General features: G+C 69.9%; 29 protein-coding genes. 13 read left to right on the top strand and 16 right to left on the bottom strand.

Annotated features, from left to right (window positions below; genetic code table 11):
- Window positions 1-93 precede the first annotated feature (93 nt).
- Window positions 94-903 carry a hypothetical protein gene (locus AC4D12_RS11430; protein ID WP_490950038.1) on the bottom strand — a complete coding sequence of 270 codons (810 nt, stop codon included), beginning with the start codon at window positions 901-903 and terminating at the stop codon, window positions 94-96.
- On the bottom strand, window positions 900-1,451 hold the full coding sequence (locus AC4D12_RS11425; RefSeq protein ID WP_490950037.1) for a sigma-70 family RNA polymerase sigma factor: 552 nt from the start codon (window positions 1,449-1,451) through the stop codon (window positions 900-902). The genes AC4D12_RS11430 and AC4D12_RS11425 overlap by 4 nt, the downstream gene beginning before the upstream one ends.
- 163 nt (window positions 1,452-1,614) lie before the next feature.
- Between AC4D12_RS11425 and AC4D12_RS11420 the strand changes: the two genes are divergently transcribed.
- A complete protein-coding gene (locus AC4D12_RS11420; protein ID WP_490950036.1) occupies window positions 1,615-2,346 on the top strand; it encodes a CHRD domain-containing protein in 732 nt (243 codons plus the stop codon).
- Between the two features lie 65 nt (window positions 2,347-2,411).
- On the opposite strand, the gene AC4D12_RS11415 is transcribed toward AC4D12_RS11420, so the two are convergent.
- From AC4D12_RS11415 to AC4D12_RS11395, 5 genes are all read right to left on the bottom strand, one after another.
- Complete coding sequence (locus AC4D12_RS11415) at window positions 2,412-3,071, bottom strand: ANTAR domain-containing protein (protein WP_490950035.1); 660 nt, start codon at window positions 3,069-3,071, stop codon at window positions 2,412-2,414.
- Window positions 3,072-3,377: 306 nt separating this feature from the next.
- On the bottom strand, window positions 3,378-4,115 hold the full coding sequence (locus tag AC4D12_RS11410) for an ANTAR domain-containing protein (RefSeq protein WP_490950034.1): 738 nt from the start codon (window positions 4,113-4,115) through the stop codon (window positions 3,378-3,380).
- Window positions 4,116-4,254: 139 nt separating this feature from the next.
- Window positions 4,255-6,138, bottom strand: a complete 1,884-nt coding sequence (locus AC4D12_RS11405; RefSeq protein ID WP_490950033.1) for a sensor domain-containing protein — start codon at window positions 6,136-6,138, stop codon at window positions 4,255-4,257.
- Window positions 6,135-6,971, bottom strand: coding sequence for an alpha/beta fold hydrolase (locus AC4D12_RS11400; RefSeq protein WP_490950032.1), 837 nt, complete (start codon window positions 6,969-6,971; stop codon window positions 6,135-6,137). The genes AC4D12_RS11405 and AC4D12_RS11400 overlap by 4 nt, the downstream gene beginning before the upstream one ends.
- A 312-nt stretch (window positions 6,972-7,283) precedes the next feature.
- The gene (locus AC4D12_RS11395) at window positions 7,284-8,129 is read right to left on the bottom strand and encodes a metallophosphoesterase family protein (protein ID WP_490950031.1); all 846 of its coding nucleotides are present in this window, start codon (window positions 8,127-8,129) and stop codon (window positions 7,284-7,286) included.
- A gap of 63 nt (window positions 8,130-8,192) precedes the next feature.
- Here AC4D12_RS11395 and AC4D12_RS11390 point away from each other — a divergent pair, with 63 nt between their 5' ends.
- Together AC4D12_RS11390 and AC4D12_RS11385 are read left to right on the top strand one after the other, a co-directional pair.
- A complete protein-coding gene (locus tag AC4D12_RS11390; protein ID WP_490950030.1) occupies window positions 8,193-8,792 on the top strand; it encodes a GNAT family N-acetyltransferase in 600 nt (199 codons plus the stop codon).
- 53 nt (window positions 8,793-8,845) lie between these two features.
- Window positions 8,846-9,439 (top strand): LURP-one-related family protein, encoded by a 594-nt coding sequence (locus AC4D12_RS11385; RefSeq protein WP_490950029.1) that lies wholly within the window; start codon window positions 8,846-8,848, stop codon window positions 9,437-9,439.
- A gap of 494 nt (window positions 9,440-9,933) precedes the next feature.
- On the opposite strand, the gene AC4D12_RS11380 is transcribed toward AC4D12_RS11385, so the two are convergent.
- The 3 genes from AC4D12_RS11380 to AC4D12_RS11370 are packed head-to-tail and all read right to left on the bottom strand — an operon-like array spanning window position 9,934 to window position 12,928.
- On the bottom strand, window positions 9,934-10,863 hold the full coding sequence (locus tag AC4D12_RS11380) for a protein phosphatase 2C domain-containing protein (RefSeq protein ID WP_490950028.1): 930 nt from the start codon (window positions 10,861-10,863) through the stop codon (window positions 9,934-9,936).
- The gene (gene nagB / locus AC4D12_RS11375) at window positions 10,860-11,636 is read right to left on the bottom strand and encodes a glucosamine-6-phosphate deaminase (RefSeq protein ID WP_490950027.1); all 777 of its coding nucleotides are present in this window, start codon (window positions 11,634-11,636) and stop codon (window positions 10,860-10,862) included. Before nagB ends, AC4D12_RS11380 begins: the two co-directional genes overlap by 4 nt.
- Window positions 11,637-11,659: 23 nt before the next feature.
- Window positions 11,660-12,928: a PTS transporter subunit EIIC gene (locus AC4D12_RS11370; RefSeq protein ID WP_490950026.1), complete on the bottom strand. Its 1,269-nt coding sequence runs from the start codon at window positions 12,926-12,928 to the stop codon at window positions 11,660-11,662.
- Window positions 12,929-13,065: 137 nt separating this feature from the next.
- Between AC4D12_RS11370 and AC4D12_RS11365 the strand changes: the two genes are divergently transcribed.
- From AC4D12_RS11365 to AC4D12_RS11355, 3 genes are read left to right on the top strand one after another with little or no spacing between them, the layout of a single operon-like run.
- Window positions 13,066-13,422, top strand: a complete 357-nt coding sequence (locus tag AC4D12_RS11365) for a PTS sugar transporter subunit IIB (RefSeq protein WP_490950136.1) — start codon at window positions 13,066-13,068, stop codon at window positions 13,420-13,422.
- Complete coding sequence (locus tag AC4D12_RS11360) at window positions 13,419-13,913, top strand: PTS sugar transporter subunit IIA (protein ID WP_490950025.1); 495 nt, start codon at window positions 13,419-13,421, stop codon at window positions 13,911-13,913. Before AC4D12_RS11365 ends, AC4D12_RS11360 begins: the two co-directional genes overlap by 4 nt.
- Before the next feature lie 2 nt (window positions 13,914-13,915).
- The gene (locus AC4D12_RS11355) at window positions 13,916-14,641 is read left to right on the top strand and encodes a GntR family transcriptional regulator (RefSeq protein WP_490950024.1); all 726 of its coding nucleotides are present in this window, start codon (window positions 13,916-13,918) and stop codon (window positions 14,639-14,641) included.
- Window positions 14,642-14,648: 7 nt separating this feature from the next.
- Here AC4D12_RS11355 and AC4D12_RS11350 read toward each other — a convergent pair whose 3' ends face one another.
- The 5 genes from AC4D12_RS11350 to AC4D12_RS11330 all read right to left on the bottom strand — a co-directional run bounded on the left by AC4D12_RS11350 (window position 14,649) and on the right by AC4D12_RS11330 (window position 17,495).
- On the bottom strand, window positions 14,649-15,317 hold the full coding sequence (locus AC4D12_RS11350) for a hypothetical protein (RefSeq protein ID WP_490950023.1): 669 nt from the start codon (window positions 15,315-15,317) through the stop codon (window positions 14,649-14,651).
- 75 nt (window positions 15,318-15,392) lie between these two features.
- A complete protein-coding gene (locus tag AC4D12_RS11345; RefSeq protein ID WP_490950022.1) occupies window positions 15,393-15,515 on the bottom strand; it encodes a hypothetical protein in 123 nt (40 codons plus the stop codon).
- Window positions 15,516-15,699: 184 nt separating this feature from the next.
- Window positions 15,700-16,596, bottom strand: a complete 897-nt coding sequence (locus AC4D12_RS11340) for a DUF4031 domain-containing protein (protein ID WP_490950021.1) — start codon at window positions 16,594-16,596, stop codon at window positions 15,700-15,702.
- A 30-nt stretch (window positions 16,597-16,626) separates the two neighbouring features.
- A complete protein-coding gene (locus AC4D12_RS11335; protein WP_490950020.1) occupies window positions 16,627-16,929 on the bottom strand; it encodes a DUF4287 domain-containing protein in 303 nt (100 codons plus the stop codon).
- Window positions 16,930-16,931: 2 nt separating this feature from the next.
- Window positions 16,932-17,495 carry a dihydrofolate reductase family protein gene (locus tag AC4D12_RS11330; RefSeq protein ID WP_490950019.1) on the bottom strand — a complete coding sequence of 188 codons (564 nt, stop codon included), beginning with the start codon at window positions 17,493-17,495 and terminating at the stop codon, window positions 16,932-16,934.
- Window positions 17,496-17,626: 131 nt separating this feature from the next.
- Between AC4D12_RS11330 and AC4D12_RS11325 the strand changes: the two genes are divergently transcribed.
- The 3 genes from AC4D12_RS11325 (at window position 17,627) to AC4D12_RS11315 (ending at window position 19,407) form a co-directional block, all read left to right on the top strand.
- On the top strand, window positions 17,627-18,646 hold the full coding sequence (locus tag AC4D12_RS11325) for a sigma-70 family RNA polymerase sigma factor (protein ID WP_490950018.1): 1,020 nt from the start codon (window positions 17,627-17,629) through the stop codon (window positions 18,644-18,646).
- A 104-nt stretch (window positions 18,647-18,750) separates the two neighbouring features.
- Window positions 18,751-19,083: a histone-like nucleoid-structuring protein Lsr2 gene (locus AC4D12_RS11320; RefSeq protein WP_490950017.1), complete on the top strand. Its 333-nt coding sequence runs from the start codon at window positions 18,751-18,753 to the stop codon at window positions 19,081-19,083.
- A gap of 18 nt (window positions 19,084-19,101) precedes the next feature.
- Window positions 19,102-19,407, top strand: coding sequence for an NIPSNAP family protein (locus AC4D12_RS11315; RefSeq protein WP_490950016.1), 306 nt, complete (start codon window positions 19,102-19,104; stop codon window positions 19,405-19,407).
- A gap of 55 nt (window positions 19,408-19,462) precedes the next feature.
- Here the strand turns inward: AC4D12_RS11315 and AC4D12_RS11310 are convergent, their stop codons facing one another.
- On the bottom strand, window positions 19,463-19,897 hold the full coding sequence (locus tag AC4D12_RS11310) for a hypothetical protein (protein ID WP_490950015.1): 435 nt from the start codon (window positions 19,895-19,897) through the stop codon (window positions 19,463-19,465).
- A 192-nt stretch (window positions 19,898-20,089) separates the two neighbouring features.
- On the opposite strand from AC4D12_RS11310, the gene AC4D12_RS11305 reads away from it, so the two are divergent.
- From AC4D12_RS11305 to AC4D12_RS11290, 4 genes are all read left to right on the top strand, one after another.
- Window positions 20,090-21,187 carry a WD40/YVTN/BNR-like repeat-containing protein gene (locus AC4D12_RS11305; protein WP_490950014.1) on the top strand — a complete coding sequence of 366 codons (1,098 nt, stop codon included), beginning with the start codon at window positions 20,090-20,092 and terminating at the stop codon, window positions 21,185-21,187.
- 13 nt (window positions 21,188-21,200) lie between these two features.
- On the top strand, window positions 21,201-21,497 hold the full coding sequence (locus AC4D12_RS11300; protein WP_490950013.1) for a MoaD/ThiS family protein: 297 nt from the start codon (window positions 21,201-21,203) through the stop codon (window positions 21,495-21,497).
- 171 nt (window positions 21,498-21,668) lie between these two features.
- Window positions 21,669-22,955 (top strand): ammonium transporter, encoded by a 1,287-nt coding sequence (locus AC4D12_RS11295; RefSeq protein ID WP_490950012.1) that lies wholly within the window; start codon window positions 21,669-21,671, stop codon window positions 22,953-22,955.
- A gap of 141 nt (window positions 22,956-23,096) precedes the next feature.
- On the top strand, window positions 23,097-24,023 hold the full coding sequence (locus AC4D12_RS11290; RefSeq protein WP_490950011.1) for an aldo/keto reductase: 927 nt from the start codon (window positions 23,097-23,099) through the stop codon (window positions 24,021-24,023).
- Window positions 24,024-24,047: the final 24 nt, after the last annotated feature.

The following is a 24,047-nucleotide window of genomic DNA, read 5'->3' as shown; positions in this document are numbered from 1 at the left end:
CGTCCGAGGTGCTGCGGGAGGTTCGAGTCATGTCCCCACTCTAGGAGAAGGGCCCGAGCACCGCCGGTGTGATTCAGCTCGAGCAGACGTCGATCAGACGTCGGGCAGTGCGGTCGTCGCGACGACAGCCCCCGCGGCGTCGCGGATCTCGACGGCCGAGACGTCCTGCCGCAGCACGGCGGCGTTCATGCTGCACGTCACGGTCTTCTCCGCGCCGAGGAAGGTCCCGGAAACGAGTTCCGCCCCGTCGTCGCGCGTCACCACCACCTCGAAGGTCTCGCCGACTCGCAGCCCGTCGATCTCGAGGACGGTCTCGGTGCCCCAGGTGTGCGCGACGACCGACCCGGTGAACCGCGCCCCCTCGGCGACGTCGGTGAAGGCGACGGGTTCGAGGGCTCCGAGCGTGCCCGGGGGCCCTTCCGACGGGGCGTCCGAGAGCTGTGCGATACCGGCACCTGCGAGCCCGCCCACGAGCAGGGCGGACGCAGCGGCCGCCCCGAGGGTGACCACGCCGAAGCGGCGCGACGCACGGCGTGCGCGGGCCTGCCCGAGGTCAGCCGGCGCGGGGTGCCCGGAAACCGTGAGCACGACGTCGGACGCAGCGGCCCCGGGCACGAGGGCGGGGGCTGCCGCCACCGATGCCATGGAGGCCTCGGACGCCACGGGGTCGGCGGCGGTGGCACGCAGGACGCGCTCCTCGAGGCCCGCCGGGAGATCGGGCTCGTGCCAGGCCAGGTCCGCCCGCGCGAGGCGTTCGAGCACCGACCGCGCCGCGTCGACCTCCGCGCGCAGGCCGGGGTCGGCTGCGTACTCGGCGTCGAAACGCCGCTGCTCCTCCTCGCTCAGGTCCCCGGCCACGGCTGCGATGATGCGTTCCTCGCGGGATGACGACTCGCTGGTCATCGGCGTTCCTCCTCTCCTAGTTCTGCACGCAGGGCCTTCAGTCCGTAGTACATGCGGGTTCTCAATGTCGCTGCGGGGACCCCACTGGCCTCCGCGAACTGCTGGTACGTCATGCCGTCGAGCTGCACGGCGACGATCACGGCGCGGTGCTCCTCGCTGAGTCTCGCCAACCCGCCCAGCAGGGTGAGGCGATCATCCACGACGTCGGTCTCGGTGACCGGCGCCAGCCTCCGCTCGATGCGTTCGTCCTCCACCGGTGTGGGCCGCTTCGCCCTGGCACGCACCTGGTCGATCACCACGTTCCGTGCTATCGCGAAGAGCCACGTCCGCTCGGAGGCCCGGCTCGCCTGGTACCTGTCCCGGGCCGTCCACGCGCGGACGAAGACCTCCTGCACGCAGTCCTCCGCGATCGCCGTGTCGAGCGTGCAGTTGTAGGCGTAGCCGTAGAGCGCACGCCCGTGCTCCTCGAAGGCGGCGTGGACGTCGAAGGCCGGCGCGGCAGATTCGAGCAGGCCGTCCTCCATCTCGTCATCCATTGTGCGAAGCATCGTCCCACTCCCCCGCGAAGGCCGTCCGAGGGTATACGGAGTTCAGGACATCGGCGTTCATCTCAGGACGGGATCACCTCCCGGATGAACGCCTGCCCGGCGCAGCGAGTATATCCGTGCACTGCGGCCCCGATCCACGGGACCGCGCATCGGAAGGGACATCATGCACGGAACGACGGCGTCACGCCTCACGTCAGTATCAGCGGCCACCGGACTGGCGGCGCTCCTGCTCGCCGCCGGAGCCGCCCCCGCCTCCGCCGAGACGGCGGTGGACCGGCCCGACTCCTTCACGAGCGCCTACACGGTCACCGCGACCCCCGACAACGTGATCGGTACCGACGGTAACCCGGCGCCGGGCGAGGCCGGTGCCACCGGCACCTTCAACTTCTCGATCAACTCCGACCTCGAGATCATCTGCTACGACATCACGCTGAACGGCGTCACCCCGCCGTACCAGAGCATGGCGAAGACGGCCACGCACATCCACCAGACGGCTGCCGGCACCAACGGCCCGCCGCGCATCGCCTTCCCGAACCCCGAGGGCACCGGAGAGGTCCTCACCAGCTCGGGCTGCCTGCAGGGTCCGTTCACCACGGGCCTGCCCGGTGCCGACGGCGTGGACACCGGCGAGGGCTTCTCCCTGAAGTCCATCGAGGCCAACCCCGCCGGCTTCAGTGCCGACACCCACACCTCGACCTTCGTCCCCGGGGCGGTGCGCGGTCAGCTCACCGCCCTCCCCATGGGCGGAGCGGACACCGGCGTCACGCAGGCGGCGCCCGCCGCTGCCGACGCAACGGACACCTCCGCGCCCCTGACCGCCGGCGCGATCGGCGCCGCGGTCCTCGGCGGGATCGCACTGCTCGTCCGTTCGCGCAGGGCCCGCTCGGCGGCTTGACGTCCGCGGAAGCACCACAGGCCGGAAAGCCCACCTGCGTGATCCCGCGGGTGGGCTTTTCCGGGTCAGAGGCTCTCGAGGAAGGCCTGTGCATCCTCCCGGGGCGTGTCACCACCGGCGCGAGCCCCTGCGCGAGCCCCGGCGTCCATGATGTCCTGGGCGATCGCCGAGACCTTGCGGTTCACGTGCTGGCTGCGGTGGTTCATGAGCTCGTACGCCTCGGCCGCCGTGACGCCCGTGAGGCAGACCAGCACGCCCTTCGCCTGCTCGATGATGCTGCGCTTCAGGGCGGACGCCGCCACGGCCTCGTTGGCGAGCCGGTGCGAGTCCGCGTGGATGGAACGCGTGAGGTCGACGACGAGACCCTGGATACCGATGGCGTGCACGCCGTCGTCGTCGAGCAGTAGGTCGGCGGTGGTGAGTACCTGGCGCACGGCGCCGGCGGAGTCACGGATGGTGAGGTACGCGGACACCGGACCGCCCACCGTGGTGAGCTGCGCCCAGAAACCCTCCGCGATCGCGCGTTGCTCCGGCACGATGTGGCTGGTGCCCATCGCCAGGGTGGGGACCACCTCGCCGCGCCCGTAGCCGTGGATCTCGTACATCTCGTCAGACCAGACGAGGACGTCGCTCCCGAACACGTGGCTGTACGTTCCGGTGAGGCAGCCCTCGAAGCCCGAGGGCTCTGCGCCTTCGGGGGTCATGTCGGCGCCGCGTGAGGGCATGGTTCATCAACCGATCGTCAGGGCTGAGGGGTGCTGGTTCCTCAACACCCTTCGCGACGTACCCTAGCAATCGCCGTCAAACTCGCGGCCCGAACGGACTCCGCGAACGGATGTCGCACCGTGCGCCACCCGGGATCACCCCCTCAGCCGCTCCTTGACCGAAGAGGTGATCCTGTCCACTCGACCACGTGCCTCCCACGGGTGGTCAACCGGCGCCGGCAGCAGTGCGCCGTCCTTGCCAAACGGCCGGACGGCGGGCGCGGCCCCGGCGGACGTCATGGCGACGGCACGACGCCGAACGGATGCTCAGTCGAAGTGGGTGCGCACCGGCCCCTGGTTGAGCGATTCGAGCACGGAGGCGGCGATGTCCCGCACCTTGATGTTGCGCGAGCTCGAGGCCGCCTTCAGGATCTCCATGGCGGCGTCCTGCGAGCACCTGTTCTGCGCCATGATCACACCCACCGCGAGATCGATGGTGGTACGGCTCTCCATGGCCGCGCGCATGTGCGCCGTCGAATCGGTCAGCTCCGCGATGCGGATGGCGAGACGGAGCGACGCCGACACCTCCTCGGCGAAACGCTGCGCCGCGGCAATGGCCTCCTCGCTGAAGGCGTCCGTGAGGGGCGAGTAGAAGTTCAGTGCCGCCGTGGCATTGCCCTCGAGCGGGATGGGGACGCCGAGCGCCGACTTGATGCCGTGCTGCGAGATGGCCTCCGCGTAGCCGGGGAAGCGCGTCTCGCTGTCGAAGTCGCTGACGTAGTCCACATCACCGCCACGGGCCGCGCGCAAGCACGGGCCGTCGTTGAACTCGTACTGGATCTCGTCCATCTTCTGCGCCTCGGGCCCGTTGCTCGCCACCGTCGCCTTCGAGCGCTCCCGCAGGAGCGTCACCCCGCAGAGCACTTCGTCGTCCTCCGCTGACAACGTACGCCCCGCCATGGTGACCAGTTTCGTCAGGAACGCCTCGACGTCGTCGCTGTCGAGGACGAGGTCCTGGAGGAGGCCCGGATTCGCCGAGACCTTGCCGTTGTCATGATCGAGCAACAGATAACCCTTTACGAACACCCTTACGACCACGCGCGATGCTGCCGGGAGGGAGGAGATGTGCCGCCTGCTGCTAAACGACCTAGAGAATGCTACCCAATCGGAACGCCTTCCCGTACCCGGGCAGGGAATCCTTGACTCACACCGCGACGGCCGGGCGCGGACGCGCTCGGCGGCGCACCGCAGCCGCCGGGACCGACGACGACAGCAGAGGCTGCAGCGCGGGACGACCCACGGGCAGGTGGTCGGCGAGGGCCTCCTGCAGGGCCGGCCGCCCGAGCAGATATCCCTGCACACGATCGCACCCGAGGGCGCGGAGCACCTGCAGCTGCGCGGGGGTCTCGATGCCCTCGGCGACGATCCGGAGCTTCATGCCCCGGCCGAGGCCGATGATGCCGGCGATCAGGCCCGTGGAGTCCTCGTCGGTGATGGCGGCGACGAACGAGCGGTCGATCTTGACCTCCGTGACCGGCAGGCGGTGGAGGTGGGCGAGGGAGGAGTAGCCGGTGCCGAAGTCGTCCACGGACACACCGACGCCGAGATCCCGCAGATGATGCAGCACGCCATCGTCGATCACGGACGTCGAGATGATGCGCGACTCCGTGATCTCGAGGGTCAGGGCCGTTCCCGGGAGCCCCGTGGCGAGCAGCGTCTCGGCCACGAGGCCGCCGAACGCCGGGTTGAGCAGCTGGCTGCCGGACACGTTCACGGAGATCTCGAGCGGGTACCCGAGCCCGTGCACGAGCGCACCGAACGTGCACGCGGCCACGAGCGCGTACTCGCCCACCTCCTCGATCAGGTCTGATTCCTCGGCGATGCCGATGAACGCGCCCGGCGGGAGCAGGCCGAGGTCGGGGTGCTGCCAGCGCACGAGTGCCTCCACGGCCACGAGGGCGAGCGTGGCGCCGTCGAACTGCGGCTGGTAGTTCATCACGAGCTCCCCGCGCGCAGCGGCGCCGCGGAGGTCGGTCTCCAGCCGCAGCCGGTCCGGGCTCTGCTCGCGCCGCAGTGGTTGTCCGCGCGTGCGCGCCTTCGATTCGTACATCGCGGCGTCCGCCACGTCGATCAGTTCGCGCGCGAGGACGTCCACGGTCTGCACGGACTCCGCGGTCGGGGCCACCGTGGACCAGCCGACGGCGACGTCCACCGACACGTTCCGCCCCCCGATGGCGATGGGCGCGAGCAGTTCCGCCCGGACCCTGTCCTCGATGGCCGCGAGATCCGACTCCGCGTTGATGCGCGGAACGAGGATGACGAACTCGTCGCCGCTGTAGCGGGCCACCATGTCCGCCTCGCGTACTGCGGCGCGCAGGCACAGCGCCACGTGCCGGAGCACTTCATCGCCCGCCGAGTGACCGAGGCTGTCATTGATGCGCTTGAACCTGTTGACGTCGAAGAAGAGGAGCCCCACGGTCGCGGCCATCGCGGCCGCCGCGATCAGGGCGTCCTGCGTGGCACGCTCCAGCAGCGTCCGGTTCGCCAGACCGGTCAGGGTGTCATGCATGGCCTGCTGCCGCGCCTCGTCGAGCAGTTCCTGCCGGGCACTCTCCGCCTCCTGCAGACTGTGCAGGGCTTCAGCGAGCTCCTGCTCGTAGAGGCGGCGCTCCGCCGCGCGGAACACGACGAAGCGGTCCTGCCGCGAACCGTCCGCCGCGGTGGTCCTCGTGGCGGAGATCAGCACGGGGATCCGCGCGCGGTCCTGGCCGAGGAAGTCCGCGGACAGCTCCGTCATCACGCCGGTGTCGTCGAGCTGCGGCAGGGCGTGCGTCACGAACATGATGCGGTCGCCGGCGGGGAAGAGGCGGAAGAAGCTCGTGCCCACGAGCTCGTCCCTGGTGCGGCCCGTCCACGCGCACAGCAGGTCGTTGACGACGGCGATGGTGCCGTCCGTCGACGCCACCACGTAGCCGGCCGGGGCCGCCCGGAACAGTTCCTCGTAGTCCGGGCCCGTGTGCGCCCCCTCCCGACCTGCCGCGAGCACGGCGGCGGAGCCCGGATCCGGGCCTGCGGCGGCGGTCGTCACCCCGCCACCCGTGGCACGGCGACCTCCGCCAGGAACGCGAGCACGGCGTCCGCCGTCTCGTCGGGCGCGCTCACCTGGGGGAAGTGGCCGCGCGCGGCCATGTTCACGAGGGTGGGGTACCTCAGGCGCGCGGCCATGTAGGCGCCGATGTGCACGGGCGCGACGACGTCGTCCTTGCACTGCAGGATCAGCGCCGGCACCGGCACCTCGGCGAGGAGGTGACGGACGTCGGACAGGAAGGCCACGCGGGCGAACTCACGGGCTGTCTGCGGGTTGGTGCGCTGGAACTTGTCCTGGAGTTCCGCGCCGAGCGCGGGCTGGTGGGGCGTACCCATGAAGACGGGGGCCATGCGTGCCGCCCAGACGAGATAGTTGGCATCGAGAGAGGCGAACAGTTCGTCGAGGTCCTCGCGGGAGAATCCGCCGTCGTACCCGTCCTCCACGCGGTCCACGTAACTGGGGGACGCCGCCATGAGGACCACCGAGGCGATCCGTGAACTGTCGAGCGCCGCCGCGGAGATCGCCATCATCGCACCCACGCTGTGACCCACCACGGTGACCTCACGCAGATCGAGCACGGTGAGGATCTCGAGCAGATCGTCACGGTACCTCTCGATGCCGGCGTACCGCGCGGCGTCGTACGCGGACGGGTCCGACTGCCCGGAGCCGACATGATCGAAGAGCACCACGCGGTAGTGGTCCGTGAACCGCGGCAGGATGCGGTGGTACATCCCCTGATCCGTGCCGAAGCCGTGGACGAAGAGGAGAACGGGGGCCCCCTCGGGCCCGAACTCGGTGATGTTGTTGCGCGCCCGCAGCTCGTGCTCGTCCATGATCCCTCTTCCGCCGGCCGTCAGACCCGCGCCCACCCGGCGCCGGCGGCTCCCACTGTAACCACCACAACCGGTACGAACACGCGCGGGCGGGTCAGGATCGCCACAGCATTGCCGCAGCCGAGCCCGCGGACGCCGTCGTCCGCGCCGGAACGCGCTGCGTCGACCTGATGTGATCTTGACGAGGCTCACGCAGTGGCTTGAGGAGCGCGGCACACACTGAGGGGATGCAGCAACTGGCTCCGGACGTGTCCGTGGACGGACGTTGACTACACGACTGTGCTTGCACGGATGTGGGGCAGTGCGACGGGGTCAAGCAGCCGGCCCCGTCGCGACTGCTTCGCCGTCGCCCGCGGCGCCGGTCCCACCGACGAGACCCAGCTCCGCATGCTTCCCGCGGTACACCGCCGTCCGCAGTTCGACGGCGTACGCCTCGAGGGCTGGCATGCCGAGCCCCGCGGCGACGCCGATCTCCGCCTCGACGTCGAACGGCACGCGCACGAACTGGATGCCGAACGTGCCGTACCCCCCGCTCCGAGCAACGCCGTGAGCACTGCCGTGAGCGCTGCCGGCCGGCTCGGCCTCGAGCACCACGTAGGAGGCCCGGGGCTCGTCGAGCGGGTTCCCCACGCTGCCCACGTTGATGAGGGTCCGCCCGAGGATCGTCTCCACGAAGGCGTCGTGGATATCGCCGTAACAGACGACGTCGGGCGTGGGCCCGTGCCCCGTGAGATCGGTGGCGAGGAACATCTCCTCGAAGTCCTCGTCGGTGTGGTGGGCGTGCACACGGTGGTAGACGCTCCTCGAGGACGCGTGGAAGAGGCGGATGCGCCGGCCGCCGAGCACGATGTCGTGGCTCAGCGGGAGCGACTGCAGCCACTCACGGTCCTCGCGGGTCAGTTCGTTGTGCCACCACCAGCCGGCGTCGTCGCGCCGTTCGGGTGTCTCGGTGGGCAGGAAGTCGTCCCAGTTGCCGCGAACGGTGACGGCGCAGTGGAGCCGGCTGAGGCGCACGCATTCGGAACCCCGCGGGCCCTTCCCCGCCACGTCGCCCAGGTTGTAGACGGTGTCGATGCCGCGGCGCCGGATGTCCTCGAGCACCGCCTCGAAGGCTGTCGCGTTGCCGTGCAGGTCCGAGATGACGGCGACGCGTTCCATGACCTCAGGCTATCGGCTCCCCACCGTTGCCGGCCCCGGTCACGTAGGGCATAGTCGGGCCTCGTGCAGCCGCCCCCGCCGAACCCCTCTTCATCAGAGGCCATTCCGCCCGGTCCCGTCCCGGCCGGTCCGTTCCGCGAGCAACGGACGCTCCATACCCGGAGGCTGGTCCTCGAGCCGCTGGGACCGGACCACCTCGAGGGGCTCTGGCGCGGCCTCCAGGACCCCGAGTCCCGCCGCCTCACCGGCACGCACGCCTCCTTCACCCGGGAACAGATCATCGCGTGGTTGGCGTCCCGTGCGGACGCCCACGACCGCGCGGACTGGGCCATCCTGCACGCTGGCGCGTTCATCGGGGAGATCGTGCTCAACGACCTCGACACCGACAACCGCTCGGTCGGCCTGCGGATGAGCCTCATCGGCCCGGAGGTGTTCGGCCGCGGCTACGGCACGGAGGCGCTGCGCGCCGTCGTCGCGCACGCGTTCGACGACGTGGGGCTCCACCGGATCTCGCTCGAGGTCTTCGCCTTCAACCCGCGCGCGCGGCGGGTGTACGAGAAGTGCGGCTTCACCGAGGAGGGGCGGAGCCGTGAGGCCCTGTTCTGGGACGGCGAATGGCACGACGTCCTTCTGATGGGCATGCTCGCGCACGATCCTCGGTAGGCTCGGCGGAGGGAGCCCGGCAGGGCGTTCGTCGAGCGGGGAGGACCGTCGGTATGGAACTGGCACACGGCGTGGAGCGCTTCACGGTGGCACAGAAGATCACCATGATGGTGAACCGCTATGAGGTGAGGTCGGCCGATGCCGCCGGCCGGCCCGGCGAGCTGCTCGCGTTCGCGCAGCAGAAGCGCGCGGCGTTCAAGGAGCAGGTGACCTTCTACCGCGACGAGTCACGCGCGGAGGTGCTCTTCGCCTTCAAGGCCCGCCAACGCCTCGACCTCGGCGCCGGCTACGACGTCACCGACGCCTCCGGCCAGCAGATCGGGTACTTCCGGAAGGACTTCGGCGCCTCACTGCTGCGGTCCACGTGGCACCTCGAGGCCGCGGGCGTCCAGGCGAGGGGTAGCGAGCGGAGCGCCGGTGTGGCGATCGGCCGGCGCGTGTGGGAGATGCTGCCCGTCCTCGAGGCCATCCCGTCCCCGTTCCTCTTCCACTTCGACTTCATGGACCAGGCCGGGCAGACGATCATGTCCTCGGAGCGCGGGCGCTCGCTCAGGGACCGCTACCTGGTCACGCTTCCGGGCGCCAGGCTCGACGCACGGGTTGCGGCCGCCATGGCCGTAGCACTGGACGCTCTGCAATCCCGCTGACCCGTCCGGCCGGTCGTGTGCCGTCATGATGACCGGAGCAGGGCTCGCCACCGATGCCGCCCGCATGGGCAGCGCCGACCGCGTTGTACGGCGCCCGGCAGCAGCAGGGGGTCCCTGCCCTCTCGCGGTCATCGAGCAGTTCGTTGACGGCCTGCGCCACGCAGTCGCGATCACCGAGGGGAAGTGGCATCAGACCGTGGAGGTAGGCGTCGAGTTCGAGTTCCCCGACGGCTCCGCCCATGTTGAGCACGTGGGTCCATACCGTGGCGAAGGCCAACCCGGCGTGCATCATCGCGTCGTGGGTGCGCAGGCCCTGCATCAGCGAATACCCTTCGGCCGGGAAGCCTCGATCGAGGACCGCGCGGCGGTCGGCGACACATCAGCTCTGACAGCCGGCTTCATGACTGGCGGAACGTCCGGCTCAACGCCGGCAGGCTCGCTGTTCCCATACTGGCACTGTGCGTACGCCGTCGGGGGATTATTTTCGACGGCGGCTATTCCGCGACCGGGTCCTGGCCCTGCGGGAGGAATGGCCCGGGATCATCCGATCGGTCGGGGAATCCACCGACGTCGGCCGTGATGACGGACGCGTCATCCATCAGCTTGAGTCGCGGGTACGCCCTGCACTCGGGATCGCCGCCGAGCACGCGGCGGAGGTCGTCGGCCAGGGGCTGCGGCCCCTCGCGCCGGAGCCTCGCGAGGAGTTCCTGCGGCGTGGCCACCAGGCCGACGACGTCGAGCACCGCTGCGTAGCCATCCGTCATGACCGCGACGTCCCGGACGTCCGGGAGCGGGAATCGTCGCGTCAGCGCGTGGGAGGTCCCCTCCGCGCCCAGGTCGGCGATCCAGTACCCGCCGGGCCTGTTGCGCCGGAGCCGGTTGCGCACGAGCAGATCCTTGACGAGCGGCTTCGCTCCCGCCAGCGGCAGCTCGCCACGCACGGCCACGAGCCGGGCGATGACCGCCGCGTCCAGCTGGGCGACGGCACCGTCGCGGATCACCTCCACGGCGCCGTCCCTCGACCCCACGAGCGCCAGGCAGTCGCCGAGCGAGTACACCTCCAGCACCGGCCCGTCGACCCGCATGATGAGGACGGACGCCGATGGACCGAGGCCGGCATCATCCTCCCCGGCATCCTCCGCTCCCGATGCGACGTACTCACGCCGCAGTACCTCGAGGCAGATCCGGAGGACCTCGACGACCGGGACGTCGGCGTCCAGGCGCTGGGCGAGCAGCGCCGCGAGCGAGTGCGCGAACCACTGCGCATCGCTCGACCACGCCGCCATGCGGCCGGCCCTGAGGCCCGTCGCGCCGTCGATCATCACGAGCGACCGCGGCGTCACCACGACGGCGTCCTCGTTGACCTCGGCGCCCGGGATCGAGAGCACCTGTGTCCTGCCCCACGCCCGGCCGTCACCGATCACGGCAGGGCGTCGTTCAAGGTCTGGGCGTCGCGGTAGTAGTCGAGCAGGGTCAGCTCGGTGGCCGCCTCCTGATCGAGGATCACGGTGGCCCGCGGGTGCAGCTGCAGCACCGAGGCGGGGCAGAAGGCACTGACCGGACCCTCGACCATCGACCTCACCGCGGCCGCCTTCGCGCTGCCCAGCGCTACGAGGACGGCGTGGCGCGACTCCCCGATCGTGCCGAGGCCCTGCGTCAGGCAGAGCTTCGGCACGTCCTCGCCGTCCTGGTCGAAGAACCTCGCGTTCGCGGTGCGGGTGGCGCCGCTCAGCGTCTTGACGCGCGTCCGGGAGCTGAGCGACGACGTCGGCTCGTTGAACCCGATGTGCCCGTTCGTCCCGATGCCGAGGATCTGGACGGTGATCCCCCCGGCTTCGCTGATCATCGCGTCGTACCGTGCTGCCTCGGTCACGAGATCGGCGGCATCGCCCCGCGGTGTCGACAGCCCCTGTGACGGGAGGTCGACGTGATCGACGAACTCGCGGCGGATGGTCGAGTGGTAGGACTGCGGATGGCTCGCGGGGAGACCTGCGTATTCGTCGAGCGTGAAGGCGCGCGCACCGGCGAAACTCAGGCCGTCCTCCCGATGCCGCCGGATCAGTTCGGCGTAGGTGGATGCCGGCGAGCCGCCGGTGGCGAGGCCGAGGACGGCCGGCCCCCTCCGCAAGTACCCCTCGATGATGTCCGCCGCGCGGACTCCCACCTGCTCCGCGGAGTCGCAGAGGATGATCTGCACAGCTTCCCCTTCCGGTGCGGCGGCTAACTGGCGTCCGGTGTCGCGAGGGAGGGAGCGCCCTCGTCCTCACGCCCGAGCGTCTTCAGGTTCCAGCGCCGGATGACGAAGCGGAACAGCACGTAGTAGACGGCGGCATAGCCGAGCCCGATCGGGATGAGCCACAGCGGTTTCTCCGCGATGCCGAAGTTGAGCAGGTAGTCGATGGCGCCGGCTGAGAACCCGAACCCGTGGTGGATGTCGAGGGCGTTGACGAGCGCCATCGACGTACCGGTGAGGATCGCGTGGATGATGTACAGCGGCCAGGCGACGAACATGAAGGAGAACTCGAGGGGCTCCGTGATGCCCGTGAGGAACGCGGTGAGGCCGGTGGAGAGCATGATGCCGCCCACGAGCTTCTTCTGGGCCGGCCGGGCTTCCTGCCAGATGGCGAGGGCAGCAGCGGGCAGGGCGAACATCATGATGGGGAAGAAGCCGGTCATGAAGACGCCGGCGGTGGGGTCGCCCTCGAAGAATCGGTTGAGGTCGCCCGTCTTGCCGTTGTACTCGCCGAGGGTGAACCAGACGAAGACATTCAGGATGTGGTGCAGGCCGAGTGGGATGAGCATGCGGTTGAGGAAGCCGTAGACGCCGCTGCCCGCGACCGTGTTCTCGGAGACGGCTTCGCCGACGGCCGTGAGGCCGTTGTTGAAGATCGGGTAGACCAGCGCGAGGGCGACCCCGATGAAGATGGCGGCGAAGGACGTGATGATGGGCACGAAGCGGCGCCCACCGAAGAATCCGAGCCAGTCCGGCAGCTTGATGCGGTGGTAGCGCTGCCAGAGCAGCGCCGTGGTGAGACCCATGATGATGCCGGCGAGCACGCCGTAGTTGATGACGGGCGGGTCCTCTCCCTCGGGCGCCGCACCGAGGACCACCGGAGCCATGGCCTCGAAGACCCCGTTCATCACGAGGTAGCCGACCACGGCGGCGAGCGCCGTGGAGCCGTCTCCCTTCCGTGCGAAGCCGAAGGCGATGCCGACGGCGAAGAGCAGCGGGAGGTTGGCGAACAGGGCGTTGCCCGCGGCGCCGATGACAGCGGCCACGGTGGTCAGCGACTCGAAGCTGCCGAGGAGATCGTCCTGGCCGAGGCGGAGGAGGAGTGCCGCTGCGGGCAGGGCGGCGATGGGCAGCATGAGGCTGCGCCCGAACCGCTGGAGGTTCTGGAGGGCCTTGCCCTCACCCTTCTTCGATGCGGTGGCGGGCGCGGAGGATGCGCCGGAGCCTCCGGGCTTCGGTGTCTGGTCCGTGGTCATCGTGGTCCTCGATTCGGTGCGGGGTCTGGTGGGCCGGCCGGGACGATGTGCGAGTGGTGTGGTGCCGGCGACGGCGTGGAGATGCTTCGGGTGGTGCCTACCGCCTGCTTGTGATGCCGCGGTCGGATCAGTAGAGTCTGCTCCAGCTGGTTATAACCAGTGAGTGTGATCACTCTGAAGGCTCGGGCGCGGATCTGTCAACAAGTGGACGGGGAGAGTGCCCCGCCGATGAGCCACGACCGGCCGGACCCCAAGGAGCAGACATGTCGAAAGCAGAGATCATCCTCGCCGCGCTCGGAGGAGCGGCGAACGTCGAGGAGATCGAGGGATGCATCACGCGCCTCCGGACCGAGGTGGTGGATGCCTCCATCGTGGACCAGGCCGCGCTCAAGGCCGCCGGGGCGCACGGCGTCATGGTCGCCGGCACCGTGGTGCAGGTGGTCGTCGGCCCGGAGGCCGAGAATCTCGCCGAGGACATCCAGGACCTGATGTGAGCGGAGGGGTTGCCGGGGATCTCGCGGTCCTCTCCCCCCTCGCGGGGAGCGTGATCGCGCTCGCCGACGTCCCGGACCCCGTGTTCTCCGCCGGGATGGTGGGTGACGGCGTCGCCGTCGTGGCGCACGCCGGTGCGGGAGTCCTGACCGCCGTCGCACCGCTGGACGGCCGCGTGGTGAAGGTCATGCCGCACGCGTTCATCGTGCAGCACCCCACCGGCCCTGCCGTCCTGGTGCACATCGGCATCGACACCGTGCACCTCAAGGGAGAGGGCTTCACGGTGCACGCCGCCAAAGGCGACACCGTCGAGGCCGGCGACCCGATGGTGAGCGTCGATGTCCCCTTCATCAGGTCGAAGGACCTCGATCCCTGCTGTCCCGTCGTCGTCCTCGACACGAAGCCGGGCACGGTGCTGACGAGCGCCGCGGGAACCTCGGTGACGGCCTCCGCCACGCTGTTCACCCTCCAGGCCGCCGTCGTGAGCGGCTGACCGTGGAGACGGAGGCGACCGGCGAGCTCAAGCACGTCTGGGTGCGCCGCCAGATCCAGGAACTGGTGGCAACCGGGCTGCGGCCCGGCGATGCCCTGCTCGGCGAGCGGCAACTGGAGGACAAATTCGGTGTCTCCCGCATCACCGTGCGACGGGCCATCGCCGACCTGGTGCAGGACGGCGCCCTCGTGCGGATCAAGGGCAAGGGCACCTTCGTCTCCCACGGCAAGGTCAGCTCGGTGCTGCACCTGGCGTCCTTCAACGAGGACATGCGGGCGGCGGGGTTCGAGCCGAGCACCCGCGTCATCACCGCGGCGACGGCCGAACCCCCACCGGAAGCAGCCCAGCACCTGCAACTCCCCGAGGGTTCGCCTGCGTTGCTCGTCGACCGCCTGCGGCTCGCGAACGGGATGCCGGTCAGCGTCGACCAGTCCTGGCTGCCGCCCGCACCGCTCCCCGACCTGCTCTCGGAGGATCTGACCGGCTCGCTGTACAAGGTGCTCGCGGCCAGTGGCTACCCGGTGCACCGCGTGATCCAGACCGTCGAGGCGGCTGCTGCTCCCACCCGGATCGCCACGCTCCTCGGGATCGAGCCCGGGGCGCCGGTACTGCTCTTCCACCGGAGGTCCTTCAGCGGTGTGGACCAGCCCGGCACGGCCATCGAGTACTGCATCTCCGCCTACCGCTCCGACAGGTACCAGGTGACCATGCACCTCGGGGCGGGGTGATCGCGCGTCAGGCGGCAGGCCGCAGCGCCGATCGGACCACCACGACGTCGGGCCCGTAGGTCGCGTCCATGCGCGCCTGGATGCTGCCGTCGTCGTAGAACACCAGGAGGCTCACGAAACCGCGGTCCACACCGCCGGTGAGTGGCAGGTCGGCGTTCTCCGCCTCGAAGATCTCCCGCTGGATCCGATCCAGCTCGGAGGGGTCCGTTCTCCCCTGGCGACCCTCCAGAGGATCCTCGAACGGCAGGGCGTCGTAGAGGGAGAGCGGTACGGGCTCCGCCGTGCTCGTGAACACCGTGCCGTCCCAGGTACCCGTGACGGCATACGCCCCCCACGTCACGCCCGAGGCCCGCTCCCACTGCTGCACCAGGTCCCAGTCCCAGCCCACGATCTCGGGGCCCCCGCACTGCGGCGGGTAGGATTCCGCGACGCCGCCGAGGCAGAGCTGCGGTGGCGCATCCCCGACCTGCAGCACCGTTCCCTGGCCGGTGACGTCGCCGGCCGCGGCGGGCGAGCCCGTGGCGGCACCACCGGGCGACGCGGTTCCGCCGCTATCGGCGGGCACGACGTCGTTCCCCGCGGGTGACGGCGCAGGGCCGCCGGCAGTGCCGGGGGCCGCGCAGGCGGTGAGGAAAAGGGCGAGTGCCGCGATGGGCCACCGTGCGAGCCGCGTCATGCTCCATGATCGGGCACGGCGCGCCATCCCGCGACGACCCACGGCGAATCAACGCCGAACCGTGATGTGCACCGGTCAGAAATTACAGGTGTAGGTGACGCCATTGACCTCGTGCACCCCGTTGCCGAGCTCCTGACACGTCTGGAACAGCGTGGAGAAACCGAGGACGAGCAGCAGGATGGCACCGATCACGACCACGGCGCCGGCGGTGTGACGGCCGAGCCGGCGGTTCCGGGGTCTATGCCGCCGGCGAGGGCGTGTCGACGGGCGAAACGCCGCCCCGCCGACGCGCCGTCGTGGCGAAGACCCCGAGTTCGACCGCCACCTCCGACCCGGCGGCGGCAGCGCCGGCAGCGCAGGCACGGACAAGGCACGACGGCGGTCACCCGCCGGAAGGCCGTCGCTCCCGCAGGCCGGCGAGCTCCGCCTCGAGGTTGCGCCGGGCCGCGACGGTCCACCGCTCGGCCGCCTCGGGCGTCCGGTACAGGGGATCCAGCGCGAGGAGGTGCTCGAGGACCGCGCCGCGGCCGACCACGAAGTCCTCCTCGGGGACGTGCGCGTACTCGTCCCGAATGGCGGCGACGTACCCGGCGTAGTCCTCGGGGGTCCCGGCCAGGACGGCGAGATCGGCGTCGCACAGGAGCTGCCCCGGGCGGTCGTCCGGGGCAGGGTCGTGACCGATGGTGAGAAGGACCAACCGCTCCACCTCGGCCGCGACGGCGGAGGGGACCACTCCGGCCAGCCGCTCGACGGCGAGTGCCGCCGAGGCGCGCTCGTCCTCGCCCGCTACCCCGTCGTACACCGCGTCATGGAACCAGGCGGCGAGGAGGACGGCGGTCCGCACGTCGGCCGGCGTGAACAGTTCGTCCAGCGCCTCGAGGACCGCCAGCAGGTGCGCCGGCGCGTGATAGCGCCGGTGCGGCTCGGACCACCGATCGAGCAACTCCTCACCGAGGCGCTGCTGCTCGGGCAGGAGCGCGCGCCAGCGCGAGGTGAGAGCGGCGCGGAGGCGTGGCCCCCGCCGTCGTGCAGGGACCCTCAGCCCGCTGGCGATCAGCGCCCTCACCAGCTCCGCCCCGCCGACCGCGCGGGCGCCCTGCTCCACGAGCTCGCGGTAGCGGCTCTCGGGTACGTCGTAGTGGTCCTCGTCGAACGCGCGGCGCGATATCCCGGCCGCCTCGGCGAAGGCGTGCAGTTCAGCGAGGGACGTCGTCGAGACGAGGTGGGAGAACACGGTGCCGTGCGCGGGCCAGGACGGCGGATCGATCAGGACGGCCATGACCTGCAGCCTAGGCGCCACGGTGCGGCATCACGACCCGGCGGGGTCCGGCCGGGTGGCCGCCCCGTCGAGCCACAACTCCGTGGACGCGTCACCGTGCGTGCCGGCGCTGCCCACGTGCTTGTCGCCGATGGTGGCACCGTTCTTGATCACGTGGACGAGTGCCATCGCGTGACCGCGGCCGAGGTCGTGGTCCTCCTTGAGCCAGGCGACGATCACTCCCGCCTTGGTTCCCGGTGCGTCGAAGCCGCGCTCCTTCGCCTGCTCCACGAGCTGCCGCGGGGTGAGTCCGGTCTTCGTCTCGATCGCGTCGAGATAGGCCTGGAAGGACACTCCTACTGCCCCACCGTTCCGGGGCGGAGGCCGTAGGAGGCGAGCACGTTGCCCCTGCTGGTCGTCGTGACCTCCTGCAACTCGAGTCGCGTCACGGCATCGGAGGCCACGAACAGGTGGCGGCCCGTCCCTGCCACCACGGGGTGGATCATCAGCGTCAGAGAATCGAGGAGGCCGGCGAACAGGAGCTGGCGGACCAGGGAGATGCTGGCGCAGATACCGATGTCACCGCCGTCGGTCTGCTTGAGCGACTGCACGAAGTCCTCGAGCGGCTGGTCCATGAGCGAGGCGTTCGTCCACCCCAGCTCGCCGGTCAGCGTGCGGGAGGCCACGAACTTCTCCACGGGGTTGATGAAGGCACCGAAGGGGTCGCCCGCCTCCGCCCGGGGCCAGTACTCCGACCACTCCTCGTAGCCGTGCCGACCGAGCAGCACGGTGTCCACCCTGCTGATCATGGCGCCCATCCCCGCGCCGAGCTCGTCGTCGAAGCTGTCGAACTGCCAGAGCTGGGGATCCTCGACCACCCCGTCCACGGAGGAGAAGAGGCCTGCTGTGAGTCTGCGCACGGGGCGCTCCTTGTCTTTCGAGGGGTGCTGTCACCCAGTAGACGGTACGGACGTCCCGGAGTCATCGGTCCACGCGCGGATTCTCCCCCGTGGCCCTCGTGCAGCGCCCGCGGCGTCGCTACTGTCGATGCATGCAGCCCACCATCGCTCCTGACACCACGCACGCCGCCGGGCCGGGCGATCATCCCTTCGAGCACCTCCTCGAAGCCTCGCGGCGGGACCTGACGGGCTATTGCTACCGTATGCTCGGCGCGTCCTCCGAGGCCGAGGACGCCGTCCAGGAAACGCTCATCAAGGCCTGGTCCAAGAGGACGACCTTCCAGGGACAGTCTGCCCTCCGCACCTGGCTGTTCCGGATCGCCCACAACGTGTGTGTGGACATGCTCAGGAGCCCGCAGCGGCGTGCCCGTCCCATGGACCTCGGGCCGTCGACGCGCACGGCCGACGCCGTCCTCGGCGCCCCGCTCACCGAGAACACGTTCGTGCAGCCGATCCCGGACGAGCGCGTCATCGACACGTCGGGGGATCCCGCCGTCGTCGCCGAGGCACGGGACACCATCCGCCTCGCCTTCGTGGCCGCCCTGCAGCACCTCCCGCCGCTGCAGCGCAGCGCCCTGATCCTCTGCGAGGTTCTCCGCTGGTCCGCCGCCGAGGTGGCGACACTCTTGGAGGTGACTCCTGCGTCCGTCAACAGCGCGCTCCAGCGGGCACGCAGGACGATGGCGACGCAGCAACCCGCCGCACACATGCCCCTCGAGGACCCGGCGCACCGCACCCTCCTGCGGAAGTACCTCGCAGCGTTCGAGGCGTACGACATGGACGCCCTCGCGGCACTGCTGCGCGACGACGTGGTGCTCTCCATGCCGCCCTTCGACCTCTGGCTGTCGGGGCCCAAGGACGTCCTCGCCTGGTTCGTGGGCAAGGGAAGCGTCTGCGAGGGAGGGCGGCTCCTTCCCGTGGACGTCAACGGCGCGGGAGGCTTCGCCAACTACCACCTCGTGGAGCCCGGCCTGTGGGAGCCGTGGGCCATCCAGGTCATCGAGACCGACGGCGGACGTATCATCGGCCATCACAATTTCCTCTCCCCGGCATTGTTCGAGGAATTCGGGTTCCCCCTCGTCATCGACGAGAGGAATGGCCCTACCCGATAATCCTCCGCTCGTCACGGCAATGGCGCTTTCTCTCTTTCGCGGACCGCGCGATATGGTCGACGAAGGGGAACAGGGAATTGCACCGGACACCACAGGAGAATCACATGGCTCAGCGGGTACAGGTTGAATTGGTCGACGATCTCAACGGGGAGGAAGCACAGGAGACCGTCCGTTTCGGCCTCGACGGTGTCGCCTACGAGATCGACCTCACCAGCGACAACGCGAACGCACTGCGGGAGGCACTCGCGCAGTACGTGGAGAAGGGCCGGAAGTCCGGTTCCGCGAAGCAGCAGTCGGCCTCGGGGAAATCGAATTCGCGGTCCAAGCGCGAGGACACCCAGCAGATCCGCCAATGGGCCCAGGAGAACGGCTACAACCCGAGTTCACGCGGACGTATCACGCAGTCGATCATCGACGCCTACAACGAAAGCCGCTAGGGACGCGACGGACGCACCGTGATCACCGTTCATCTGACCTACGAGATCGACGCAGAGAAGCTGGCCGACTTCGAGGAATACGGCCGGCGCTGGATTCGGATCGTGGGCCGGATGGGCGGTAATCATCACGGGTATTTCCTGCCGAGCGAGGGGGACAGCGATAAGGCCTACGCCATCTTCACGTTTCCCTCGCTCGCCGATTACGAGACGTACCGCGAGGAGTCGCGGACGGACCCAGATTGCGTGGACGCGTACCGTCTCGCCCGGGAGAGCCGCTGCATCCGACGGTACGAGCGGCGATTCCTCGCACCCGTGTTCGGGTAGAACCCGATGAAGGACGCCGCCATCCAGGGAGCAGGACCGGAGCGGCGCCCGGGTGTCAGGTGGCGCGGGCCCAGGCCTCCGCGGCGTCGGCGCACTCGAAGTAGCGGGTCTCGGTGAAACCGGTCTCCGCGAAGGCGGCGATCACGCGATCCACGGGGCTGCCGCCGACCAGCGCCACGCGGGAACTCAGCGCGTAGTGCGTGAGGGCATCGCGGGCATCGGGCAGGAACCCCACGACGTCGTGCAGGTGCTCGACGAGCGGGAGGGCATCGCCGTCCGAGAGCTCACGCAGTGCGTCGAAGGCTCCGAGCACGTCCGTGCCGGTAATCAGGGAGTCTCGCTGCCACCACAGCACCAGGAGGCCGGCGCGGCGCTCGAGGCAGTACCTGCCCGCACAGCGGTGGGACGCGGACTGCACGCTCACGGCCGACGGCGCGTGGCGCGGACCGGCGCCGGGCTGCGCTCGACCGACCGTGACGGGATGCACCATCTCCTCCAGGATGAACGGGTGTTCCGCTCCCCGGGCGACCGCACAGTCCACTGTGGCACGGGGCTCTCACCGTTCCGGCTGCCCGGGCGGAAATCGCGTGGTGCACCCTGTACAAATCGAGTGCAGCGTGGGATCGTCCGAGTGATCCGACTCACGAGCGGCGTGGCCGGATGGACGCCAACGGGGGCAGCCATGACATCGACGCAGGACACCACCGTCCTCATGATCGGGACCAAGAAGGGTCTGTGGCTCGCTCGCAGTGAGGACCGCCACACCTGGACCGTCTCGGCGCCGGAGTTCCTGATGGAGGAGATCCCGAGCGTCGCGGTGGACACGCGGGGCGATAGGACGAGGATGTTCGCCGGTCGCATGTCCTGGCACTTCGGACCCTGCATCTCCTCCTCGGACGATCTCGGGGTCACGTGGTCCGAGCCGCGCGAGGGCAGTTTCCGCTTCGCGCCCGAGGACGGAGCGGCCCTCGAACGGGTCTGGCAGATCCAGCCCGACGCCGAGCACCGGCCCGGCGTGGTGTGGGCGGGGTGCCAGCCCATCTCGGTCTGGAAGTCCACGGATCACGGCGAGACGTTCGAGCTCAACCGCGGACTGTGGGACCACCCGCACAGGAGCGAGTGGGGTGCGGGTTTCGGCGGGGCCGCCGCGCACACGGTCCTCCCGAGCCCGGTGGACGAGACCGTGCACGTCGCTATGAGTACGGGCGGGGTGTACCGCTCCGACGACGGCGGCACCTCCTGGCAGCCCCGCAACAGCGGCATCAGTGCGTACTTCATGCCCGGTCCCGAGCCCGAGTTCGGCCAGTGCGTCCACAAGGTGGCCCGCGACGCCGTGGATCCGGACCACCTCTTCGCGCAGAACCACCACGGGGTGTACGCGAGCGCCGATCGCGGCGATTCCTGGCAGTCGATCGCCGAGGGCCTCCCGGCGGACTTCGGCTTCGTGATGCTCACCCACCCGCACCGCGCGGCGACCGCGTGGGTGATACCACTCAAGGCCGACGGCGAGCGTATCCCCCCGGACGGGCACCTGCAGGTGCACCGGACGGACGACGGCGGTGCCACCTGGCAGGCCTCCGACGCCGGACTGCCGCAGGCGGAGTACAACGCGGTGCTGCGGGATGCCGCGTGCGTGGACACGGCCGAGGTGCCGGGCGTGTACTTCGGCACCCGGGGCGGGAGCGTCTACGCCAGTACCGACGAGGGCATGACCTTCACCGAGGTGGCGAGCCACCTGCCGGACGTCCTGTCCGTGCGCGCCGCCGTCGTACCCGCCTGAACGGCGGCGCGCCGTGCCCGCACCGACCGACGTGACCGTCCTCATCCCCACGCTGCTGCGCCCCTACGTCGAAGGACGCAGCGAGGTGGCGCTCCCGGTCGCCGCGGGCGGTGACGTGGCGGCGCTGCTGGACACGCTGGGTACCGGGCGGCCGCTCCTGGGCCAGCGCATCCGCGAGGAGACCGGTGCTCTGCGGCGGTACGTCAACATCTACGTGGACGGTGAGGACGTGCGGAGGCTCGAGGGCCTCAGGACGCCGGTGCCCCCGGGCGCGACGGTCATGATCATCCAGTCCGTGGCGGGTGGATAGGGGCGGGCCCCGTCGTAACACAGAGTTAACGCGACCGGGCGGCGGCCCGAAATGTGTCGCTGCCTACCATGACTCAGCGCGGCGTGCCGCCTGCTCCCCCGCTTCGTCCGCGTGGGGGCGGAGACCGTCCCCTCCGGCACCGGCAAGCGCTGTCACTGAAATGGAGTGCTCATGGATTCTGGAAATGTCGCGTGGATTCTCGCGAGCTCCGCGCTCGTCTGTCTGATGATCCCCGCCCTCGCCCTGTTCTACGGGGGCATGGTGGGGTCCCGTCGCATCCTCAACATGATGATGATGTGCTTCGGCGGCGCGAGCCTCGTCGCCGTCCTCTGGGCCCTGTTCGGCTACTCGATGGCGTTCGGCAACTCCGTCGGCGGCCTGGGGCTCATCGGTGACGTCGCGGAGTACGCGGGGATGGGCCAGCTGCTGGCCGAGGACCCCGCGGCGTCGATCCCGCCCATCCTCTTCGCCGCGTTCCAGCTCTTCTTCGCCTGCGTCACCACGGCGCTCGTGGCCGGTGCCGCTGCGGGCCGCATGAAGTTCGGCGCGTGGATGCTGTTCGCGGGCGTCTGGGCCACGCTGGTGTACTTCCCCATCGCCCACTGGGTCTTCGCGTTCAGCTCGGAGGACGGCTCGGTGGTGGGCGGCTGGATCGCCAACAATCTCGGGGCCATCGACTTCGCCGGCGGGCTCGCCGTGCACATGAACGCCGGGATCGCGGCTCTCGCGCTGTCGCTCGTCCTCGGCCGGAGCCACGGCTGGCCGAAGGTCGACCACGCCAAGCCGCACAGCAGGCCGCTCGTACTCGTGGGGGCCGGGTTGCTCTGGGTGGGCTGGTTCGGCTTCAACGCGGGCTCCGCGCTCTCGGCCGGCCAGTCGGCGTCCGTGGTGTTCCTCAACACGGCGGTCGCGGCCTCCGCGGGCCTGCTCGCGTGGGCCCTCGTGGAGCGCATCCGGAACGGGGCCGCCACCAGCATGGGCGCGGCCTCGGGGCTGATCGCCGCACTCGTGGCCATCACCCCCGCCTGCGGTGCCGTGAGTCCGCTCGGAGCGGTCGCCATCGGCGCCATCGCCGGTGCGGTCTGCTCCCTCGCCGTGGAACTGAAGTTCCGCCTCGGCTTCGACGACTCCCTCGACGTGGTTGCGGTGCACCTCATCGGCGGCATCCTCGGGACACTGCTGATCGGTCTCTTCGCCACCGAGGAGGCCCCGAACGGCGTGGCCGGCCTGTTCTACGGCGGCGGGTTCGACCTGCTGGGCGTGCAGGCGCTCGCCACGGTGGCCGTGCTCGGCTACTCCTTCGTGGTCACCTGGGTGATCGCCCAGGTCATCCACCGCACCATCGGCCTGCGGATCGAGCAGGAGGACGAGCTGCGCGGTATCGACATGGCGGCCCACTCGGAGTTCGCCTACGTGACCGACGAGGACCCGGTGGAGCTCGGCGCTCCCCGGGGCTGATGCCCTGCCCGGCACATCAGCCGGCATAGATACGGAGTACGAAGGGAAGGCAGTGCCCTCGGGGAGGGGCGCTGCCTTTCCTGCATTGACCTATCCTCCGCTTCGTGGAGAATATAGGATCTTTGATGTTGTCCAGATCACATGCACCACGACGAGGAGTTCATCGAGATGTCCGAGCGAACCACCCCCTCCCCCGACCCGTCCGCGTCACCCGACACCGCCGGTGCTGCTGTCGGCGTCGAATCCCTCGAGATCGCACCCGGCGTCCTGCTGCCCACCATCGGCCTGGGTGTGTTCCAGGTGCCGCCGGACGAGGCGCAGCGCGTGGTCGAGGACGCGCTGGAGGTCGGCTACCGCCACATCGACACCGCTGCTGCCTACGTCAACGAGACCGGCGTGGGAGCGGCCATCGCGGCCAGTGGCATCCCGCGGGAGGAGATCTTCGTGACCTCCAAGCTCCGCAACGGCGACCAGGGGTACGAGTCGGCGCTTCACGCCTACGCCGCCTCGTGCGAGCGCCTCGCCCTCGATCGGCTGGACCTCTACCTCATCCATTGGCCCTACCCCTCCGCCGGCCTCTACGTGGACAGCTGGCGCGCGCTCTCGAAGCTCGCGGACGAGGACGCCGTGCGCGCCATCGGCGTCTCGAACTTCCTGCCCGAGCACCTCGAGGCCATCAGGGAGGTCGGGCCGCACACACCCGCCGTCAACCAGATCGAACTGCACCCCACCTTCCAGCAGCGCGACCTCGTGGAGGTCAGCCGCACGCATGGCGCGGCCGTCCAGGCGTACTCGCCGCTGGGTCAGGGCGCGGACCTCGACGCCGAGGCGGTCGTGGCAGCCGCACGCGCCCACGACGCCAGCCCCGCCCAGATGGTGCTCGCCTGGCACCTGCACCACGGCACCATCGTGATCCCGAAATCCAGCAGGCGCGAGCGCATGGTCGAGAACCTCGGCGCCGCCCGCCTCCGCCTCGACCAGCAGGAACTCGATGCGATCTCGGCGCTCGACTCCGACCAGCGCATCGGCGGGGACCCCGCGACCTTCGCCTTCACCCAGATCCGCTGAGCCCTCCGGCGGTCCCGGTGACTC

The organism is Arthrobacter sp. TJ-266 (assembly GCF_058269115.1).
Note: the sequence above shows the minus strand (reverse complement) of the source record. Positions and strands in the feature narration are given on the sequence as shown.

Excerpts from the sequence above, each read along its gene's own strand:
- AC4D12_RS11430 (WP_490950038.1), bottom strand. The coding sequence starts at position 903 with ATGACCAGCGAGTCGTCATCCCGCGAGGAACGCATCATCGCAGCCGTG.
- AC4D12_RS11425 (WP_490950037.1), bottom strand. The coding sequence starts at position 1,451 with ATGCTTCGCACAATGGATGACGAGATGGAGGACGGCCTGCTCGAATCT.
- AC4D12_RS11420 (WP_490950036.1), top strand. The coding sequence starts at position 1,615 with ATGCACGGAACGACGGCGTCACGCCTCACGTCAGTATCAGCGGCCACC.
- AC4D12_RS11415 (WP_490950035.1), bottom strand. The coding sequence starts at position 3,071 with ATGCCCTCACGCGGCGCCGACATGACCCCCGAAGGCGCAGAGCCCTCG.
- AC4D12_RS11400 (WP_490950032.1), bottom strand. The coding sequence starts at position 6,971 with ATGGACGAGCACGAGCTGCGGGCGCGCAACAACATCACCGAGTTCGGG.
- AC4D12_RS11395 (WP_490950031.1), bottom strand. The coding sequence starts at position 8,129 with ATGGAACGCGTCGCCGTCATCTCGGACCTGCACGGCAACGCGACAGCC.
- AC4D12_RS11385 (WP_490950029.1), top strand. The coding sequence starts at position 8,846 with ATGGAACTGGCACACGGCGTGGAGCGCTTCACGGTGGCACAGAAGATC.
- AC4D12_RS11370 (WP_490950026.1), bottom strand. The coding sequence starts at position 12,928 with ATGACCACGGACCAGACACCGAAGCCCGGAGGCTCCGGCGCATCCTCC.
- AC4D12_RS11350 (WP_490950023.1), bottom strand. The coding sequence starts at position 15,317 with ATGACGCGGCTCGCACGGTGGCCCATCGCGGCACTCGCCCTTTTCCTC.
- AC4D12_RS11340 (WP_490950021.1), bottom strand. The coding sequence starts at position 16,596 with ATGGCCGTCCTGATCGATCCGCCGTCCTGGCCCGCGCACGGCACCGTG.
- AC4D12_RS11325 (WP_490950018.1), top strand. The coding sequence starts at position 17,627 with ATGCAGCCCACCATCGCTCCTGACACCACGCACGCCGCCGGGCCGGGC.
- AC4D12_RS11320 (WP_490950017.1), top strand. The coding sequence starts at position 18,751 with ATGGCTCAGCGGGTACAGGTTGAATTGGTCGACGATCTCAACGGGGAG.
- AC4D12_RS11310 (WP_490950015.1), bottom strand. The coding sequence starts at position 19,897 with ATGGTGCATCCCGTCACGGTCGGTCGAGCGCAGCCCGGCGCCGGTCCG.
- AC4D12_RS11305 (WP_490950014.1), top strand. The coding sequence starts at position 20,090 with ATGACATCGACGCAGGACACCACCGTCCTCATGATCGGGACCAAGAAG.
- AC4D12_RS11295 (WP_490950012.1), top strand. The coding sequence starts at position 21,669 with ATGGATTCTGGAAATGTCGCGTGGATTCTCGCGAGCTCCGCGCTCGTC.
- AC4D12_RS11290 (WP_490950011.1), top strand. The coding sequence starts at position 23,097 with ATGCACCACGACGAGGAGTTCATCGAGATGTCCGAGCGAACCACCCCC.